The sequence below is a fragment of the Acidithrix sp. C25 genome, assembly GCF_904848545.2.
Genome location: NZ_CAJHCI020000006.1, coordinates 1,122,882 through 1,141,116, shown reverse-complemented (window position 1 = coordinate 1,141,116; position 18,235 = coordinate 1,122,882). Strand labels below are relative to the sequence as shown.

14 protein-coding genes and 1 pseudogene are annotated in these 18,235 nt (G+C 47.5%); 7 read left to right on the top strand and 8 right to left on the bottom strand.

The features are described 5' to 3' along the window. Positions 1–17 precede the first annotated feature (17 nt). On the top strand, positions 18–608 hold the full coding sequence (locus tag ACIDITHRIX25_RS74100) for an RloB family protein (RefSeq protein WP_201732744.1): 591 nt from the start codon (positions 18–20) through the stop codon (positions 606–608). Between the two features lie 320 nt (positions 609–928). Here the strand turns inward: ACIDITHRIX25_RS74100 and ACIDITHRIX25_RS74095 are convergent, their stop codons facing one another. After that, positions 929–1,408, bottom strand: a complete 480-nt coding sequence (locus ACIDITHRIX25_RS74095) for a glutaredoxin domain-containing protein (protein WP_201732743.1) — start codon at positions 1,406–1,408, stop codon at positions 929–931. A gap of 337 nt (positions 1,409–1,745) precedes the next feature. Between ACIDITHRIX25_RS74095 and ACIDITHRIX25_RS74090 the strand changes: the two genes are divergently transcribed. Next, positions 1,746–2,078: a DUF3024 domain-containing protein gene (locus tag ACIDITHRIX25_RS74090; protein ID WP_502756200.1), complete on the top strand. Its 333-nt coding sequence runs from the start codon at positions 1,746–1,748 to the stop codon at positions 2,076–2,078. Between the two features lie 484 nt (positions 2,079–2,562). On the opposite strand, the gene ACIDITHRIX25_RS74085 is transcribed toward ACIDITHRIX25_RS74090, so the two are convergent. After that, positions 2,563–2,991, bottom strand: coding sequence for an IS1634 family transposase (locus ACIDITHRIX25_RS74085; RefSeq protein WP_201732741.1), 429 nt, complete (start codon positions 2,989–2,991; stop codon positions 2,563–2,565). Between the two features lie 732 nt (positions 2,992–3,723). Here ACIDITHRIX25_RS74085 and ACIDITHRIX25_RS74080 point away from each other — a divergent pair. Next, entirely contained in the window at positions 3,724–3,921 is a 198-nt protein-coding gene (locus ACIDITHRIX25_RS74080) for a hypothetical protein (protein WP_052606789.1), read from the top strand. A 54-nt stretch (positions 3,922–3,975) separates the two neighbouring features. On the opposite strand, the gene ACIDITHRIX25_RS74075 is transcribed toward ACIDITHRIX25_RS74080, so the two are convergent. The 3 genes from ACIDITHRIX25_RS74075 to ACIDITHRIX25_RS74065 form a co-directional block, all read right to left on the bottom strand. After that, positions 3,976–4,602: a class I SAM-dependent methyltransferase gene (locus ACIDITHRIX25_RS74075; RefSeq protein WP_201732740.1), complete on the bottom strand. Its 627-nt coding sequence runs from the start codon at positions 4,600–4,602 to the stop codon at positions 3,976–3,978. 538 nt (positions 4,603–5,140) lie between these two features. Continuing rightward, entirely contained in the window at positions 5,141–5,989 is an 849-nt protein-coding gene (locus ACIDITHRIX25_RS74070; protein ID WP_201732739.1) for an SDR family oxidoreductase, read from the bottom strand. Between the two features lie 547 nt (positions 5,990–6,536). Next, positions 6,537–7,808, bottom strand: a complete 1,272-nt coding sequence (locus ACIDITHRIX25_RS74065) for a hypothetical protein (protein ID WP_201732738.1) — start codon at positions 7,806–7,808, stop codon at positions 6,537–6,539. Between the two features lie 616 nt (positions 7,809–8,424). On the opposite strand from ACIDITHRIX25_RS74065, the gene uidA reads away from it, so the two are divergent. Both uidA and ACIDITHRIX25_RS74055 read left to right on the top strand, forming a co-directional pair. After that, complete coding sequence (gene uidA, locus ACIDITHRIX25_RS74060) at positions 8,425–10,224, top strand: beta-glucuronidase (RefSeq protein ID WP_052606798.1); 1,800 nt, start codon at positions 8,425–8,427, stop codon at positions 10,222–10,224. 469 nt (positions 10,225–10,693) lie between these two features. Then, a complete protein-coding gene (locus ACIDITHRIX25_RS74055; RefSeq protein ID WP_201732737.1) occupies positions 10,694–11,860 on the top strand; it encodes a PTS transporter subunit EIIC in 1,167 nt (388 codons plus the stop codon). Between the two features lie 198 nt (positions 11,861–12,058). On the opposite strand, the pseudogene tnpA reads toward ACIDITHRIX25_RS74055, so the two are convergent. Beyond that, positions 12,059–12,496 (bottom strand): annotated as a pseudogene (tnpA, locus tag ACIDITHRIX25_RS74050) (IS200/IS605 family transposase). A 295-nt stretch (positions 12,497–12,791) separates the two neighbouring features. On the opposite strand from tnpA, the gene ACIDITHRIX25_RS74045 reads away from it, so the two are divergent. Together ACIDITHRIX25_RS74045 and ACIDITHRIX25_RS74040 are read left to right on the top strand one after the other, a co-directional pair. Further along, positions 12,792–13,916 (top strand): zinc ribbon domain-containing protein, encoded by a 1,125-nt coding sequence (locus ACIDITHRIX25_RS74045; RefSeq protein ID WP_201732736.1) that lies wholly within the window; start codon positions 12,792–12,794, stop codon positions 13,914–13,916. A 953-nt stretch (positions 13,917–14,869) separates the two neighbouring features. Continuing rightward, complete coding sequence (locus ACIDITHRIX25_RS74040) at positions 14,870–15,910, top strand: LacI family DNA-binding transcriptional regulator (RefSeq protein ID WP_349632149.1); 1,041 nt, start codon at positions 14,870–14,872, stop codon at positions 15,908–15,910. Positions 15,911–16,222: 312 nt separating this feature from the next. Here the strand turns inward: ACIDITHRIX25_RS74040 and ACIDITHRIX25_RS74035 are convergent, their stop codons facing one another. Beyond that, positions 16,223–16,735 carry a gluconokinase gene (locus ACIDITHRIX25_RS74035; protein ID WP_052606921.1) on the bottom strand — a complete coding sequence of 171 codons (513 nt, stop codon included), beginning with the start codon at positions 16,733–16,735 and terminating at the stop codon, positions 16,223–16,225. After that, complete coding sequence (locus tag ACIDITHRIX25_RS74030; protein WP_201732735.1) at positions 16,728–17,999, bottom strand: lactate racemase domain-containing protein; 1,272 nt, start codon at positions 17,997–17,999, stop codon at positions 16,728–16,730. The genes ACIDITHRIX25_RS74035 and ACIDITHRIX25_RS74030 overlap by 8 nt, the downstream gene beginning before the upstream one ends. Between the last annotated feature and the right edge of the window lie 236 nt (positions 18,000–18,235).

The following is an 18,235-nucleotide window of genomic DNA, read 5'->3' as shown; positions in this document are numbered from 1 at the left end:
AGGCGACATCCAATCGAATGAGAGCTGACAAAGGTAGTCTAGGTCGTAAAGTCGGAGATTTGAAGCCGAAAAGGACCTTTGTGGTCTTTTGTGAAGGAGCACGAACCGAACCTATCTATCTCAATGCGCTTAGGAGGTTAGGTAGCAAAACTTCTGTAGTTGATTTGAAGGTAATTTCTGGAACCGGTGATTCTGCACCTTTGAATTTGGTTTCAAAGGCGGTTAAGCTTGCAGAAAGAAACGATTGTGAAATTGATGAGATTTGGTGTGTTTTTGACGTTGATGATCACAAAACGATAAACCAAGCTATCAAGCTTGCGAAAGATAACAATATTGAACTCGCGATTTCGAATCCTTGCTTCGAACTTTGGTTAATCCTGCACTTTTGTGATCATCGCAGTACGCTGAATTGCTCAAAGGCATCCAATATCCGAATGGTTTTCGATAATTCCAAAGGCAAAGAGGTTAATCCCAACCTGTATCTACCACGCCTTGCTACTGCCATTAAACATAGTGAGAGGCTCGATCAGATGTACGACCAGAATGGTTCAGAGCTCCCCAACAATAACCCATCTTCGGGAATGTATCGGTTGGTATCACGCCTTTAACGTGGTAGAAGTTTAGGATCGATTGCGGGCAATTGCGTGAAGCTATATTATCTAAATTGGTGTCACATGATTCAATTTAATCCAATACAGACGGTCAAGGATCTCATTTTATTGGAATGCGAAGTTTGAGTATCTGCGCCTAATTGCTCATCTAAATCCCAGCTTAAATTCTCATGGATCTGAAATTTCGCACTTGTCTCGCAGGACAGCAACGATGGTGAAATTGATGAGATTTGGTGTATTTTTGACGTTGCCGACCACAAAGCGCTGTTCCAAGCCGCGAAGATTGAAGATTGAAGGGTAGCCAAAAAGGATAGGGCTTAGCTGTCAGCCTTAACTGAGTAGGTGACTACCTTGCGACGTCGCAGCCAATTGAATAATTGGTAGATCGCAATATTTGCTATATCGACCGCATACGATGCGATGCTGTTGATCTGGCGTTCAATTATGAAGCTCACCACTATTAGGACTGCAACCGTACCTAGCTGAATCCCACGTAGCCAGGATTTTGGCGCGGGATCGAGAGGCTTGTTGGGAACGAAGTCGGGGTGAGCGCGCCCTATGGCGTTTACAACCTGTGAAATGCTTGGATTTACTAGAGTCACATCGTCGATCACAAGCGTCGGGACGGTTTCGTTTCCCCCGGCGGCTTGTCGTACGAATGCCGCTCCCAGAGGGTCTTTCCGGATGTTGACTTCCTTGCTAAGGGAAACGCCAGCTAAAGCGAGTTCTCGTCGCAGGGATGAGCAAAATGGACATCCTTGACGCCAGTAAAGAGTCAATTGAGGTTGTTTAGACATGTCATGCAAAGCCCGGGTTGAGCTTGATTATTCCCTGTATTGGTTTATAGATTTATTTGTCGTACCTAATATGTTGTATTTTAATCGTTTGATTTGGCGCGAAATATTACGCTACGGTTGAAATCGCCTCTATGGGAGTTCCGGATTGCCATTTTTGGCTCGAATTTGAGCTTTAGATCGGGTTACGCAATTGTCCCGGCTTGGTCCCCTTGGAACCAATTTCACCTCTGGATGTTTTTTTGAGCGGAATTTGCGAGTTGTCCATGGCGATTTCGATCTAGGGATCTCACTATCATCATAGTTCTTGGTTTTAAGGCCCACAATCTAAGCTTGAAGTATGGCTGTTTCGGAATTTGAGCTTTTCAAAATTAATCGGTACTGCGATCAAAGAGTGCCAACTAGGGCGCGTGACCAAGTGCGGGTTGAGTCGTCAGTCAGAGGCAATACGGTTACAATCGTTGAGTGTCGGGCGCCTTGGCATGAGTCGCTTACGGAGTGGACGAAGCATGAAGTTGCTCGCCTTCGCGTCAATGTTTCTACCGGTAAGTGGTCGCTTTTCTGGCGTGACCGTAATAACAAGTGGAATCCATATGACCTTGTCGATGCCGGTACGCTCGATGAGATGTTGGCGGCAATCGATGAAGACGTTACCTGTATCTTTTGGGGTTGAGAGCGCGCAGTTGGTCAAAATTCGACCCTTCGGGTTTTTGAGGGTACAAAGATGAGCGCTGCGGTAGTTTCTATCCTTCATGGGCGAGGAAGCAAACTTCAATATGTTGAACCATTTTGGTCTCAATGGCCGTAGCGGCCATCTAGCTTGGGGAAGGTTCATTGAACCCACTGGCTGATTTAAGGCGATAGATTCCACTTTGGTTAATATGTGAATTAGCTCTGGATCTTTTTGGATCCTTTAGGATGCAATATCGAAATAATCAGGCATCGACTATTGAGAATCAAAAGCTGACCCAGCCATCTTTGATGGGGACTTTCTCATGCTTGTAATGGGGAGCTGCAATGATTATCAATTGCGGCCCAATCGATTCAGGCTAGCCTACTTAGAGCATCAGCAATTCTACGCAAATTCTCTTGACCCATCTTTCCAAAAATCAAACCATTCTCCCAGCTAGTTGAGTATGTGGTCTTACGTTGGGACACTACAAATGCGTCGCAATGGTCTTTATCCGTTTAGGGGGATCACTAACTCCTAAGAGACGGTAGATCTCTTTGTGAACCGGCTCAGAAACACCACTAGTGCGGATGTGATAGACAACGCCTTTATCTGATGTAAGAACTATGGTGGCTCGGCGGTGACTGTTGAGTTGCTCTTTGATGGTTGACCATCTTCTCTTATCGTTATTTTGCCTCAAGGTCAGCTCAATAGCACTAAGGAGGTGATAGGCAAGTACTGAGATGAAAAGGTGAGCAGCTGTTCGGCTAGCTAGTTGATGATAGACCGGTCGAAGTCCAAGATCACTCTTGAGGGATCTAAAGGCATCTTCTACTTTAGTGAGAGTCGTATAGATATTCCAGATCTCACCTGCATCTAGCTCGCTATGGCTGGTGTCTATTACGTAGGCTCCCAATTGGATGATCCGATACCAATGTGAGCTTTGTATCCATAATGTAGATGGAGGAAATTATTGTGAAGTCGCAAAGGCATACCCCAGAACAGGTGCGCAAGAAGATCGTCGAAGGGGACAAGATGCTCAACGAAGGTGCAACCATAGTGACGTCGTCGCTTTGTTAAAAAAGCCTAAGGTGCTGCAGTTACCGATACGACTCGGCATCTTGGTAAGAGTACCTACGCCGCTATGAAGGGGACTAAAGCGAAGCTTACTCATTGGACTTGAATCTAAAGAACCGTCGCCTAAAGAGCATCGTTGCTGACCTATCTCTTGATATCGCAATGTTTATGGATCTGGCGATAAGAAACCTCTAACCCTATAATGGCCGTCGTATGGTAGTTGACAAGGCTACAGAGACGATTCGGGATCTACTCCGTTAAGGTCAGCCTTTTGGAGGCCCAGGGTCATATTGCGTGGCGGGTTAGCTACAGCTCATTGCTGAGCCGTGCCTAACCGACAAACTTTTTTCACAGAAGCTCCTTCATCGCGTGACGGTTCGAATCGCCTTTTGATAGAACGCCGTTACCACTGTGAAATCGACTTCGTTAAAAGAACCTTTGACCCCTAGCCACCGTTAAATCCGAACTCCCACATTGTCCGGCCAACAAATCTGGACGCTGAAGGGTGACCGTGGACGTTCTGGAAACACTCTCGACAAGTACTTCAACTTGACGTTCATCGGCGAGCATTGTGTCGACGCCAAAGGTGCGCTCGGCGCTCAATTCCAAGCGTGGTCCGTTCGCGATCTTGGCCGTAGGTCATTGCACTTCGAAAGTCTTGAATGCTGCCGTGGCAGGTCTTGAATGCGCCCCGTGGATCCTTGATCCCCCGATCTCTGAAAAATTCCTTACGTCGACTCCGGTTGTTGGCGATTTGACCCAGGACTGAGCTTGAACTGTGCGGTCTTTCGACCGTAGCGGCTCCGCGGTAGGGTAATCGGTCTCAACCGCCTGCACTGGTCCTCAGCACGCTGACGGCATAATCGGACGATGTTGTCCAAGGACGAATATCCCAGGTGGCAAAGCGATGCTCTACCGTGAGCCCGGCAAGTGCCAAGTCCATATCGAAGTCATAGATTGAGTAGCCGCGATCCAGGGCAAATCCGACGGCGATAGGAGCGTCCGAGCGAAGGTGCCGTGCTATCCGACCGAGCACCTGAGCGCCGGTGCCCGGCGCTAAGAAGAGCATGACATTTCCGGCGAGAACGGCCCCGTCGAAGGTTTCGGGGTGTTCCATCGCTGCTAGGTCTAGCTCCGCCAGGTCCGCCACCAACCATGTCGGGCCGGGGTGATCTTGCCGTGCAGCATCGATTAGTAGTGGGTCGACATCGACGCCCAGGACCTGGTGGCCCCGCCGAAAGAGAGCTGCGCCTACCCGGCCGGGACCACAGCCGGCGTCGAGGATCCGTGCGTGGGGGGCTACCAGTGCATCTATCAATCTTGCCTCGCCATCCAGGTCGGCGCCTTCGGCCGCCATTTTGCGGAACCGCTCGATGTACCACTCGGAATGGCCTTCCTGGTGGTCGGTAAACCAGCGCGGGACGGAGGACGCTTTTGGTTGATTAGTCATCTCTTTAGGTTAGAGGCCGCGCAGACAGGCAGTGTACCTATGAGCTGATAGTTAGGCGCCGAAGATAACATCTATCGGTAATTGACTTTTTTCTGGGCAAATGTAGGTTATACAAAAACCCAATACCATTGCAGGCGATACCATTATGCATGCACTTGACTCGGAGGCTGCAAATACGATCCGGGTCGCGATCGAAGCTCTCTTGCCAAATAAAAAAGATGTCCACCCACTTGGCTGTCACAGGTATGGCTCAACCGATCGACAAAGCCAAGCCGCGATGAGCGCGCCGACGAACTATGTGCCAATCGGGAACTGGGCGCCTCCTCAGTCGTTGTAGTGTCGACAAGCTCCACATCGATTGGGGAACTGTTAATGAAGGGCCAGGCTCGATGATTGATGGGCTGTTTTCAAATGCGACTAATGCCTTACTGCCGGCGACCTGGGATTAGTTACGATTGGCCTGAGCTAAATAGCGATCTCCCAGCAACTCTGGGTCTTTTGGTATAAATTCCAATTTTTTGGGGGCTCGTTGCTTGATTCAAACTCCGCTGTAGGCCATGAAACCTCCGTCTATCGGTATTGTGACACCGGTGACAAAGCCCGAAAGATTGTCGTCAGCCAGCCATATAACAGTGCCGAGGAGGTCTTCGGCCAGGCCGAATCGTTTCATAGGGGTGTGATCGATAATCTTTTTAGATCTTTGGGTCAGCGACCCATCCTCTTGCATAAGTAGGTTGCGATTTTGATTTGTTAGGAAAAAACCAGGTGCTATTGCATTTACTCGAATTGAGACCTCTGATAGGTAGACCGCAAGCCAAGCGGTGTAGTTGTTTATCGCCGCTTTGGATGCAGAGTAAGCAGGAATTTTAGTAAGTGGCGTATATGCGCTCATCGATGAGATGTTGATTATGGTGGCGCCATGGAGACCGATCATATTTTTTGAGAAAACCTGAGAAGGTATAATCGTTCCAAGTAGGTTCAAATTGATTACGCGCTCGATCCCTTCGATCTCAAGGTCGTATAATGTTCGAGAATTCACATCGAGAAGGTCAGCTTCACTTAGGACCTCATCCGAGGTAGTGGCATCTTGATGATTGCCTCCCGCTCCATTTATTAAAATGTCACAACAACCAAACATCGATAGAGTCAATGCCTCTGCCGCTTTGACGCTATCTTTATCTAAAACGTCACAGGAGATCGCAATGGCGGTTCCTCCTCTTTGTTCGATCTCCGCCACGATTGACTCGCCTGTAGCTTTGTTTCGATTCAAAATCACAATATTTGTTCCGTGACGTGCAAGCTCTTTGGCCATAGCGCTAGTGAGAACGCCGCTACCACCGGTAATGACCGCGGTTTTGCCTTTTAGATTTTCATTCAGAGGGATCATCGTCGCCTTTAGTCATTCCTGGATTATGTAGGATGTATCTGGACTGCCACTGGGCGCCTAAACCTGCTGTGGTCTTCTATGAGGATTATCTTGGGATTATATTGGGCGCCATGATAGAACGATCTGATTAGTCGAAACCCTTGTCAATGTTGTTTTTGTGGCTGCTGGATAAATACTCTTGTTGTCTCGGCGACCGCAATAGCAATTCTGCTAGTCCATTTTTTTTGGGCCAGTTCTTCACTTTTATTCTCGCTTCATAGTGATCAATTTCTTGATCCCAATTTCGATCGTTGCTAGGTCTATACGACCACCAGGATAACTTGCAATTTTGACCTATAAAATTTGCCCACTATGAAGTGGCATCGTCATCCAAAGTTGCATCTATATCTTCAACCGCCGCTTTTTCTTCATCGTCTTAGATTTGGTAGTTCAGACGCTATGACAATGATGGCACTGCTGGTTTAGTCTTGGGTGTGGTATTGGCTAGCGCCCAAGGCCAGGCACCATGTCAAAGAGATGATTTTTCATATTTAGTCATTTGAAGAACTTATTTCTTTATAAACCTCCAGAAGTTGTCAGAGAGGAGGTCATTTACATCCCTCTCAACTTCGTCATGGGTGATTTTCCATCCGGTGTCCAGGACCCCTTGGTACTGGTCAACTAGCACATCAGCTATGACCGCCCTAGAGTGTGACCACTTGTAGATAAGTTGTTCTAAGATTCTGGCGTCGGAGTGCTGTGGAACGAAACTCGTTCCAAGGAGTTCAAATCTCATCTGTGTTGTCTCTTTGATTAGGGAGGGTGTGTTCAGGAACCACCAGCATCCAAAGATCATAAGGTTTTTGAATTTTCGTGCAAGGACACTTAGGTGATGCTGATCCTCTCGCGATAGGAATGTTACCAAAAACTTCTGATTGGGAAAGTCGCGACACAGATTTTCAATCGAGGTGACGTCTGCAGATGCCAACATATCTCCAGCGAGCCTGAGGCTTGGGTTGACTCCTCTTTTGACGCCAACCATTATTGAAAGTGGTAACTTAGCCTTAGCACAGATGGGTAGGATGCACTTTTGGATCAAGATGGTTCGAATGTCGGAATTTGGATATTTAAAGTCACTAGGAAGCGAAGCCGCGAGATAGAGCGGATCGATCTTTTGGATCCACTCCCACAAAAAGCGAGTTATCTCACCTAATGATTCATCATCTGTCTCGCCTAGTTGCGCATCTACCCTATAGCCCCATTGGTTTAGTTTTTTAGCGGTCGTCTCCCAATCATTCAACAAGGGATCAAGGCGCAATGCCGAGTGAAACCTGTTGTCGAGGCTACTGCGAACATTGGCCTTTGAATTCCACTTGTCACGTTCGTCTTGATCGAAGGGGTCATTGGTCATTACAACATCTTTTACCTTTGCCAAATCAAAGACGAGATCCACAAGTTCTTGTGGTTGGATTTGATCGTACCAATCTCGATATTGGGAAAGCTTTGGCTCATCACTAACGAGACCCAATTTGTTGATGGTAGTTAGAACCCCTCGGGTGGCCTCGCTTATCGGGGTATGCTCCAAAAAGAGAGTCGACCAAATGTGATCTGCTCGGTGGTGCTTTTCTAATCCCCAAAATTCATCGTAACTAAGGGACGAATGGCGAAAGGTCTCGGCTACTAAGTAGTGATAGGTGAGCAGTTCGTCGATTCCATAGAGCATCAGTTCCGAAAAGCTTGCGGGGTAGAGGTGCGTGTGAACATCGGTTGCTGGCGTATTTTGAACGAGCCTATTCACGGCATTTCGGAGTTCGGTTCCATTTGTGATCAAGATGGACAACTTAGATCCTCCCCTTTGTTTTCAAATGCGACGTTTAATGGTCTTATCAGTGCCTTCTAGTAATTGTAATCATATTATGCACACGATAACATTACTTTTTTTAGATTTGTCACATTCACAGGTCAACTGCTCTATTCCACCTATTGGGATCGTTGGGCTGGATAGTGGGTGTGATGACGTTGAAGGCACGGATCTGACGTAGGGATCCTACTTTGTGCAACCGGCGTTACAGCTCGCACAAATCTATCCCTGCATGCGCCTAGATAGAGGTGGTAAATAGCCTCTGAAGTGGTTAGTTGGACAAGAAAAGATGGCAAGTGTGTACTTTTTCGATTTTGGGTGATCGATACATCTTCAACTATTGGTGCTCGCTATAGCTGTCGTAAGTGTCGCATTTTCGATCTTCGTATTGGTGGGGCTCTGGGCCTGCAATTTCCAGATTTTTAAAATAATTCTACCCAATGTGAACGTGTGCATAAAAAATGTTATACAATCATTCATATTGATGAGTTATTTTTTCAACAATCAATGATTTTGTGTGAGCGTGTGCGTAGGAGATTAATCACCTACCGCCGCACTCTTGGGGCTCGAGATAAGAGATAGGGGGTGCTTTGGTTTGTTGTATCCAATAAGTACTGACACCAGAGCTGTCATTGATCTAAGTGGAATTTGGTCTTTTGTGCTTGGCACAAGCGATGAGTTCGATGAGACATTTGTCGACCACCCACTCGTTGGGGCTATGCCTATGGCAGTTCCAGCCTCTTATAACGATTTGGGGGTAACTTCAAAGATACGCAACCATGTTGGGTGGGTCTGTTATGAGTCGACATTTAGCGTACCGAGCGTTCTTCTAAGTGAGAGAGTGGTTCTTCGCTTTGGTTCGGTTACGCACTTTGGGCGAGTATTCATCAACGGTAAATATGTAGGTGAGCACAATGGTGGCTTCACACCATTCGAATTCGAGATAAATAAATTCTTAATTTCGGGCCCAAACCGCTTGAGCGTAATGGTAAATAATGTCGTTGATGAGACAACTCTGCCGGTTGGAACTTATTTTGACCAAGAGATAAGTGGCCTTGGTCGTGTTGTGAAAAACACACCGAACTTTGACTTCTTCAACTACGCAGGCATACATCGACCTGTGAAGATCTATACGACACCGAGGTCTTATATCTCCGATCTTAGTGTTGTGACTTCGACGGTTGGATCTCTTGGTCATGTTCAAGTGGACGTGGAGGTTGTTGGCGGTGCTAATCACCTAAAGATGCGACTGCGCGACGAGGATGGCAATTTGGCTGCTAGCGGCGATGGGCCATCTAAGACCTTGGAGATTGGCGATGTGGTCCTGTGGGAACCTCTAGATGCGTATCTGTATAATCTCGAAGTTGACCTTTGCGAGAACGGTGTCGTTTTGGACACCTATTCGATTCCGGTTGGAGTTCGAACCGTTGATGTGAGAGATGCACAGTTTCTTATAAATGGAAAGCCATTTTACTTTAAGGGTTTTGGTAAGCACGAGGACTCCTCTATTCATGGGCGTGGATTCGACGAAGCCCTAAATGTTGCCGACTTCAATCTGGCTGCGTGGATTGGAGCAAACTCATTTAGAACCGCCCATTATCCATATTCAGAGGAGATACTACGCCTCGCCGATCGCCAAGGCATAGTGGTGATAGATGAAACCCCTGCAGTGGGCCTTCACCTCAACTTCGCCGCTGTGCTATTTGGTTCGCGTGAGCATCGGAATACATGGGAGCACATTGGGACCTTCGCTAATCATCAAAAGGTTATCGAGGAGCTCGTTGCGCGCGATAAAAATCATCCATCAGTGGTCATGTGGTCGATAGCTAATGAGCCAGCTTCTGAGGAGGCTGGCGCTCGGCAATACTTTGCTCCCCTTGTGGAACTCGCTAGAAAGTGTGATCCTCAGAAGCGTCCGGTAACGATCGTTACCCATCAGTGGGCCACGCCGGGGGTGTGCGAAGTTGCAGAGTTAGTCGATGTTCTTGCTCTAAATCGATATTACGGATGGTACGTCGACAGTGGAGATCTAGAGGCCGCTGGCGAGCATCTCCATCAAGAGTTGATCGATTGGCATAATCTGCATCCACAAAAGCCGATCCTAATGACTGAGTATGGAGCCGATACTGTGGCTGGCCTTCACGATGTAGATCCTGTGATGTTTACCGAGGAGTTTCAATCGCTCTTTCTATCTACCTATCACGAGGTCTTTGACAAGTGCTCCTGGGTGGTAGGCGAACAAGTTTGGAACTTTGCAGACTTTGCGACTAGTCAAGGTGTTCTGCGAGTACAGGGTAACAAAAAGGGGGTATTTACGAGAGATAGAAAGCCGAAGGCCGCGGCCCATGAATTGAGGCGCCGATGGAGTTCTATGGCTAACTACAACTACAAGTGATAGATCTTGCCTGGGATGTTGGGGCGATCTGGGGCGTTGCGGGGCACTGTCGAGCACCGTGAAGCACTGTGGGCCACTGTGATTCTTCGGTCTAGGTAGGCATCACAAGACGACCAAGGAGATCTTTCGGAAAGAGAAAGTAACGAAGTCTCTTTTTGATTCTATCGAATCTATGGAATCTATCGAGAGTCATCTGTGGCCTATGTGGATCTCTTTTATGGCGATATTGTGGATTACAAGGTCAACAATATATTCAAATTAGTGTATCGGTTTGATTAAACATAATTGACCTATTCGACACTATAAATTATAAAAATATGGAGATATATCATCTCCTTTAGTTTTCCATGTCATTTTTCATATTGCAGCTAATTGATCCCTTGGAGATGACTGTTCATTTTTGAATATTTTTCATTATTGGCTGGGATAAGAATAGATAAATTAAGTATTTAGTCGAGGGGGTTCTACTATGAAATTAGAAAACGGTCCGGATGCAAAGGCGGACGAGGAAATTGCGGTTGGGACAATCGATGCTGGGGTATCAAAAGCTGAAGATGGCGGGGCCAGCAGTGTGGTTCAGAGGATCTTTAAATTTATTTCGACCTCGTTCGGTCCGCTGATTCCCCTCTTTGCGGGATCAGCAACTATCAAAGCATTGCTTGCAATACTTTTGAAGTTTCATTGGATAGACCCTAAATCTGGCACCTACCTAATTTTGGCGGCAGCCGGGAATGCTATCTTTTACTTTCTACCGATTTTCCTTGGTTACAGCGCGTCAATCGCACTGGGTGCAAATGGGTATATCGGTAGTGCAATTGGCGCAGCTCTTATGGAGCCGAACTTCACTTCGCTCCTCGCCCACGGAGCCAGAACCTCCTTTATCGGGATTCCAGTGGTGCTTGCTAACTATTCCTCGACGATCTTACCGATCTTTTTTGCCATACCTCTCTATGGCCTCGTTGAGAGATGGTTGAACCGAGTTGTACCGAAGGACTTGAAGATCTTTTTGGTCCCAATGCTGTCGCTCATCGTTTTTGTTCCTCTCGCGTCTATTGTGGTTGGCCCGTTTGGAACTTATGCGGGGAAATTGGTTAGTGACGTTGTAACTGCACTATTTAGGGGCAATGGACTCATCGCTGGTGGCGTTATGGGGGCAGCATGGACGTTTCTGACGATAATCGGACTGCATATAGCTCTCGTTCCAATTGTCATTTTGGATCTGGCTAAAGGCGGAGATCCCATCCTTGCAACCGCATCAGCTGGCGTATTTGCTCAGATCGGTTTCGCACTTGGTATGGTCATTCGAGGTCGAAAGGGTGATATCAAGGCACTTGCAGGCGCGAGCTTGGTTCCAGCTATCTTCTCGGGTGAAACCCGCCCAATCCTCTACGGTTTCTTTCTTCCTTATTATCGCAGGACGTTCATCTATGTTGCTCTAGCCGGAGCAGTTGGCGGCGCTATCGCTGGTGCTAGTGGCGTCAAGATGGTCTCTCTCGCTTTTCCAAGCTTTATGTCAATACCACTCTTTTCGCCTATGGTTCCGTACCTGATTGGCATGGCCGTTGCCTTGACAGGAGCCTTCGCTATGACAGTAATCTTCGGATACGATAGAAACGAAGCGAAGTCTCAGCTCTAGTAGTTGGCTTGGCCTATCTTTTGAGTTTGGCCACTTTCAATTGATTTTGAACCAACGGGAGCGCAATCGGTTTCCGTAAGGGAGGGGTCAAGCGACCTAATTCTTTTTCGGTCTACCTGATTTACCTCTTGGGAGTTTCTGGTCTTCTATGTACTGTTTCACTTCCTCTAATGGGGCTCCACCACAAGACACTATCGACTAGGAGGGCGACCAAAAGTGCTCCCCCCACAAAGCCTCTCGGACTTCCGGCCAGTTCTTTGCCCTTACTCTCATGGCGATAAGTGTCTTCATGGACATCACCAGTCTCGACAGGGCAACTTTAGCTGCGTTGGTGATCAGTAGGTGGGTAGGTGATCAGTAGGTGGGTAGGTGATCAGTAGCTGCGTTGGTGATCAGTAGGTGGGCATGATCGCCGTCTGTTTCGAAAGCATCGAAGGTGGAATCGAAACGAGTACACACCTCAATGAGGGCAGATCTGATCTCGTCACTAACTCTCTCGGTCATGACATTACGTCGATATTTAGGTACCAAGACGATGTGTGCATGTAATTGATATACCACATGCCTTCCATTGCGCCAATCATCGTCATGTAGTGAAATATAGTCCTTAGTAGATAATGCTATATTAGTTATCAAATGGCTAGTAGAAGCACAGAGTATACAACAGCTATCGTGCCCGTCACTCTGACAGGGGCCTCTTATCGTCTAGCCCATGACTCGTGCCATAGGGCAGCACTGTTATGGAACCAAGCGGTCAATTGGGTCCATGGCGAATGGAAAGCCAAGCGCTCTCCTAATAAGTACGACATTCAAGGGTTTCTCAACTCGATACCTCGCCAAGACCGTCCATTACACGCCCATACCACTTTAGACAATCGCTCACGATCTCTCAGAGGCCATAACCACAGCTAGGGTAAACCGCATGCAGGGTATGAAGATCCGATCTCCTTGGCGTAAGAAGAACTACCGGCCTCTATCGTTCTCGAAGAACTCTGGCTGGCGTATCTCCAAAGGTCAACTCCACCTGTCACTAGGTAGGGGCCGTCCGCGTATAGATCTTTCTATTCCCACCGTTTTAGATTCTGCAACTGGCGAAGAGGTTGACCCTGGGCTATGGGGTGAGATTCAACTGTGCTGGGATCGAGATAAAAGACGATTCAGTCTGCATATCCCTTATGAGACTCTCCGAGAAGTCTCGGTGGGTGATGCTTTGAGTGCCATCGACGAAGGAATCATCAACTCTATGGCGCTAGCTACTTGGGTAGATGACAAGACCATAGACGTAACGATTATCAATGGACGCGAAGCTCCAGCTATCAAACGACAAAGAAACAAGGCCGTCGGTCAACTACAGCACAAGATCAGCAAGTGCAAGAATGGATCTAAGAAGCATAAAAGGCTGGTAACTGCGAAGAAGAAGATCAACTCCAAAGCAAAGCTATCGCTTCGTGACTTTGATCATCAGGTTTCCAACAAGGCGGCCAATCACGTCATTAGCCACAACACCGCCAGAGTTATAGTTGGTGACGTGAGGGGTATTGAGAAGGAGACCAAGTCCAAGCGGCGCATGGGCCGCCACGGTCGTCAACAACTCTCCCAGTGGTCAAGGGGTCGACAGGAACGCTACCTCAAAGACAAGACCGGATTAGACCTAGATTTCCTGAACGAATCAGGTTCAACCAAGACCTGTCCAGCGTGCTTGACACGCAATCGACCATCAGGTCGGCCCTACCGATGCAAGAACCCTATTTGTGGTTTTACTTGTCATCGAGACGCTGTAGGAGCGATCAATATCCTCCAGAAGGCGTTATGCGGGGAATACACTCCAATTGGACCGGACATAAAAGTCCGAGTCACGTATCTCCGGGCTGTCGAGCGCTGGTCACTTGATCAACGTGAAGCACACCCCAAGGTGCAGTGCCGCAAGGCCAGAGCCCGAAGTAGTGCCCAGAACCGGGCCTTGTCTGAGGCAACTCAGATTAGCAAGCCGAAGCTAGCAAACTCATCCACCAGTACCGATTCATCGGCAACAGACCAGTTGGTCGTGGTGGCGTGACGGGAGCGATGCTTGGTAACCCCAACCAAACGGCGGAGCCAGAAGCCCCGTCCGTAAGGGCGGGGAGGTTCACGTGATACTTTAGGATTGATCAAGTATCACTTCAATCCTTGAAGAAACTCTGATAATTGGCCTCGAACACCAAGGGTGGTGGTGGTCTTAGACATTTGGTAGAACTGCCGTCTTAGCCTAATCACCTAACGAGCTTGGATACCCCGCGAGCCTCGGTTCCTTTAGCCCTTTACTACCAAGTGAGACCTGGCGCTGGCATGATCCAAGTGCTTGCATGAGCCAAGTGCTTTGTAAGGGTTGAGGTCGGTCGGCTCCTCATGGGTTATCTGAGGGGAGTTTGTGGTTAGCTTAAGGACTCATCTTGATCTTAGAACGACACCTCTTGGTAGCAGAGCGCCGAATTTTATAGAGCGCCGAAGTTTGTAGATAACCTGGTCTAAGGGTAGAATGCCACTGTCTACATCCCCAAGTCACGATCTGGTTCGTAGCGGCAACACTAAGGGCGATGTTTGGCTGGATCGATTGCGTGATTGGCATGAGAATGATCATTTTGGCGGGTGGTTTTGGCGGGATGTGGTGACCTTTCCGGTTATAAAAAAGGTTGGATAGGGCCAATTCGATCTTTGGGGTTTGAACGACGCCGTCGGATTTTCAATTTTGTGGGAGCCTTTCGCGATAGTCTTTTTGATTTGTGGGCTGGAGGGATTGATCTTTGATTTTTCCCTGAAAGTTCTAATCCTTTAAATGAACTACAGGTCAAAAGTGACAGAGAGGGTTTGACGCAAAGAGATCGACTGAACCGGTGGACTACTGTGGCTTTAGGCGTTAGAGGCTAGGTAGTTATTTCGAGACTATTTGGCCAGCGCATGGAGTGTTGTAGCGAATGGATCGGGGAATTAGGTCAGCGGTTTTAGGTAAGATGGTCTCGTTGTTAAGGAGATATAGTTGAGGATCTCTACAAGTTTAAAGTTGGATCACAAATTAGCATAACTATAAAAGACATCGCTAGGTTGCTAGACGTCTCCCATACCACGGTCTCTCGTGCCCTGAACGACAGTCCCTTGATTAGTCCTGCAACAAAGAAGAAGATCGTAGAAACCGCGAAGATGCTCAACTACGTCCCAAATTACAGTGCACGTAGCCTTGTCCAAAATAAGTCGTATAACGTCGGCCTTATCTTCTCGACGATCGGGGGTTCTACTTCACCTGACTTTTTCTATGAAACCATAAGCGGAGTTACCTTAGCCATGGAGCCTGGATACAACTTGGTGGTAAATGGGGTGGATTCGCACACTGAACTCGATTGGGTGGATTCGAAGCGCTTCGATGGTATTGTCTTGGTGAGTCAGACCGATAAGGATGACGCCTTCATCTTCTACGCGATGGACAGAGGGATTCCATTGGTAGTTCTCAATAGAAATGTCGCCGTAGATAATCTCGTAAATATTCTCTCTGCCGATCGAATTGGAGCATATAACGCAGTAGAGCACCTAATTGAGCGTGGTCATCGTGAGATCGCTCTAATAGGCGGCGTTCCAGGATTTCAGGCAACGACTGAGCGGCGTGAAGGATACTTTAGCGCTCTTTCGGATAGCGGCATTCCAATTCGAGGTGACCTAATGGCCGATGGTGACTTCACTATGGAGAGTGGGTTTAGCGCAATGACGAAATTGCTATCTGTTGGCGTGTCTCCATCTGCTGTCTTTTGTTTAAATGATGAGATGGCCATTGGGGCCATGAAGGCGATTGTCAACGCTGGCTATCGTGTGCCAGAGGACTTCTCTGTGGTTGGATTTGATGATAGCAAATTTTCTTCATATGTGACTCCATCGTTGACTACGGTGAGACGATCGATAGCCGAGGTGGGTCGGGTTGGAACTTCTAGCCTCATGTCGATTCTCAATGGTAACCAGGTAGATGCTGAAAAGATCTTCATCGCAACGCGCTTTATAGCCAGGGAATCCGTTCGCGCAGTGGGTTAGCTTGGCTCATTTCGATGAAAGTCGTTGAATGGTACCTTCAGCGAGACAGTGACGTCGGTTTGGCTGTGCTGAATAAGAGACTTACCGAATAAGGGCCGTGCTGGATGGGTTCCGCCATAATCGCATTTCGATCATGCGCCATGGCTCGTCCATCCGTGAAGGTTCGTCGTAGCGGGGCTGTGGCTAAATGAAGATTGTCGATCTTTCGTTAATATAGAGTTCTCGTCAAAAGAGTGACGGTTAGTCGAATTTCGCGTTATTGCTCCATTTGTCAGTAATGTTGTTTAGATTGCCATATTGACATTTTTTCGACTAGTTCACCATCCTCATTTTATATTCGGTGGTTATGGAGTCGAGTAGGGCATCTATTGGTGAAGTTGCATCGATCTTCAAGAGATCATCTGACTCTTCTAATATCTCAAATTGGGATTGAGCTAGTGTGGCGGGCATGAAGTGATTGGATCGAGCGGATAATCTTGAGAGCGACTCCTCGATTGGAATTGAGAGCAAAACCATCAACGGTCTGGGGTCGGCTTGGCTAACTACTAAATCGCGATATTTCTTCTTCAAAAGCGATGCACCAACTATCACAGGGGTGCCGCTTTGGTTCGCTTGGGTAATCTTTGCCTGGATTTTTCGCAACCAAGTTGTTCTATCGTCGTCATTAAGGGGCGTGCCACCTTGCATCTTGGCGATAGCATCTGGGCTGTGGAGGTCATCGCCATCGATGAATTGATATCCAAGACGCTCACCTAGGACATTGCCTATAGTTGACTTTCCTGCGCCGCTAACACCCATAACTAAGATTGAAGGACGATTAGACATCTTTAGCCCTCCAGAGTGCGACTCCTGGTTGAAAGATATGGATGCACCCGTTCTCGTCGTATTCAAAGAGATTGCTCTCGCTCGGTTGTTTGAACCCCTCATCACTGTCGATGAAGCTAAAGCCTACGCCCTCTACCTTCTTGCGTCCGAGAAGCGGTGCATAGTACTCGACTTTGAATCTACCAAAGGTGGAGCCGTGTAATATATGAGCAGCACCTGCAAGGTTGCCCTCGAGCACGCCATCTTTGCGCATCAACTCTATCGCTTCATTGCCATGATAGCCATATCTCTTGATGATCGACTCCAACCCTTGCTCTTCTCCAAATCGATCGATACCCAGAGCAAATATTTTAAGAGTTGCATCGTCTCCTAGGGCAAGTCTGGTTCGATAGATCGCCTTGTTGCCTATCCAAGTCGACTTGTATATCGCAGGATCAAGGTAGGCGTAGATCTCCGATTGCTTTTGCGGGAGATCAAAGATATTCGTTTGAGCTGAGATCCGGGCTCCTTCCTCGAAGCCTCGATCCCTCGGACTATCCCCAGTGGCTAACGACAAAGAGATATAGGTCAGTTTTTTGGACTCCTCCGCCTGTGGGTTGAGCACAGTGTCTACGAAGAGTATCGGAGCGCTCTTTTGTAGTAATACTTCAATTGCATTATTTAGAAGGTCGCGTACAGCTGTCTTTGGGTTTCCTAGAGTCCTTTCAATTCCCCAAAGGGCTGAAAGAAAGTGGCTAGCCTCAATAGTTGGCCTTCCTCCGAGTCCGACCAGGACATTTTTCACCCCACCCGATATTCCAATGACCTCATGTGGCAATAGTTGACCGATAGAGATGAAGAGGTCGAATTCGTCTGATAGGAGGTGGCGGTTGATGGAAATTGGAAGATCAAAGAGCCCTTCCATCTCCATAGTTTCCTCAACGACGTCTTGAGAGATGGAACCAACAACTTCTGTCTGATGGATAAAGTCATGATCGATAAAGCTCGCTGGTTCAAAGGAGCGATACATCGTCTCTTTCTCGAAGTTACTCATTCCAACGTGAGTGCCAAGAGCCGGAATTATCGCTTTGATTCGATCTCCAAAGATGTGGTGAATAATATCAGTAATTTCGCCACTTTTAGAGTGCAGACGAGAAAAGTCCGGTCCAACTATTGCGATTGATCGGTGGTTGATTTTGGCAGCTAATTCCTTAATTAGCGATATCAAATCAGATCTTTCTATCCCGCCTGGGTTAGAAATCATTATTGATTTATCATTATCCATAATTTCTCATTTTGTAGATATTTTTAGTTAATAGTCTAATCCAAAGAGAGCGCACTTGATTGAGATTGTGATTCATCTCATGAGTGTTCTTTTGAATGGGAGATCTTAAAAATGCTGCGATTTCTCCAGCTGCGATCTCTCCAACGGGATAAAGGTAAACAAAGCTAGTTGGTGTTTTGAGCAAGATTTAGCCACGTTCATCACTCTTGTCATTGAGAAGGCTTCGATAAGCCGGC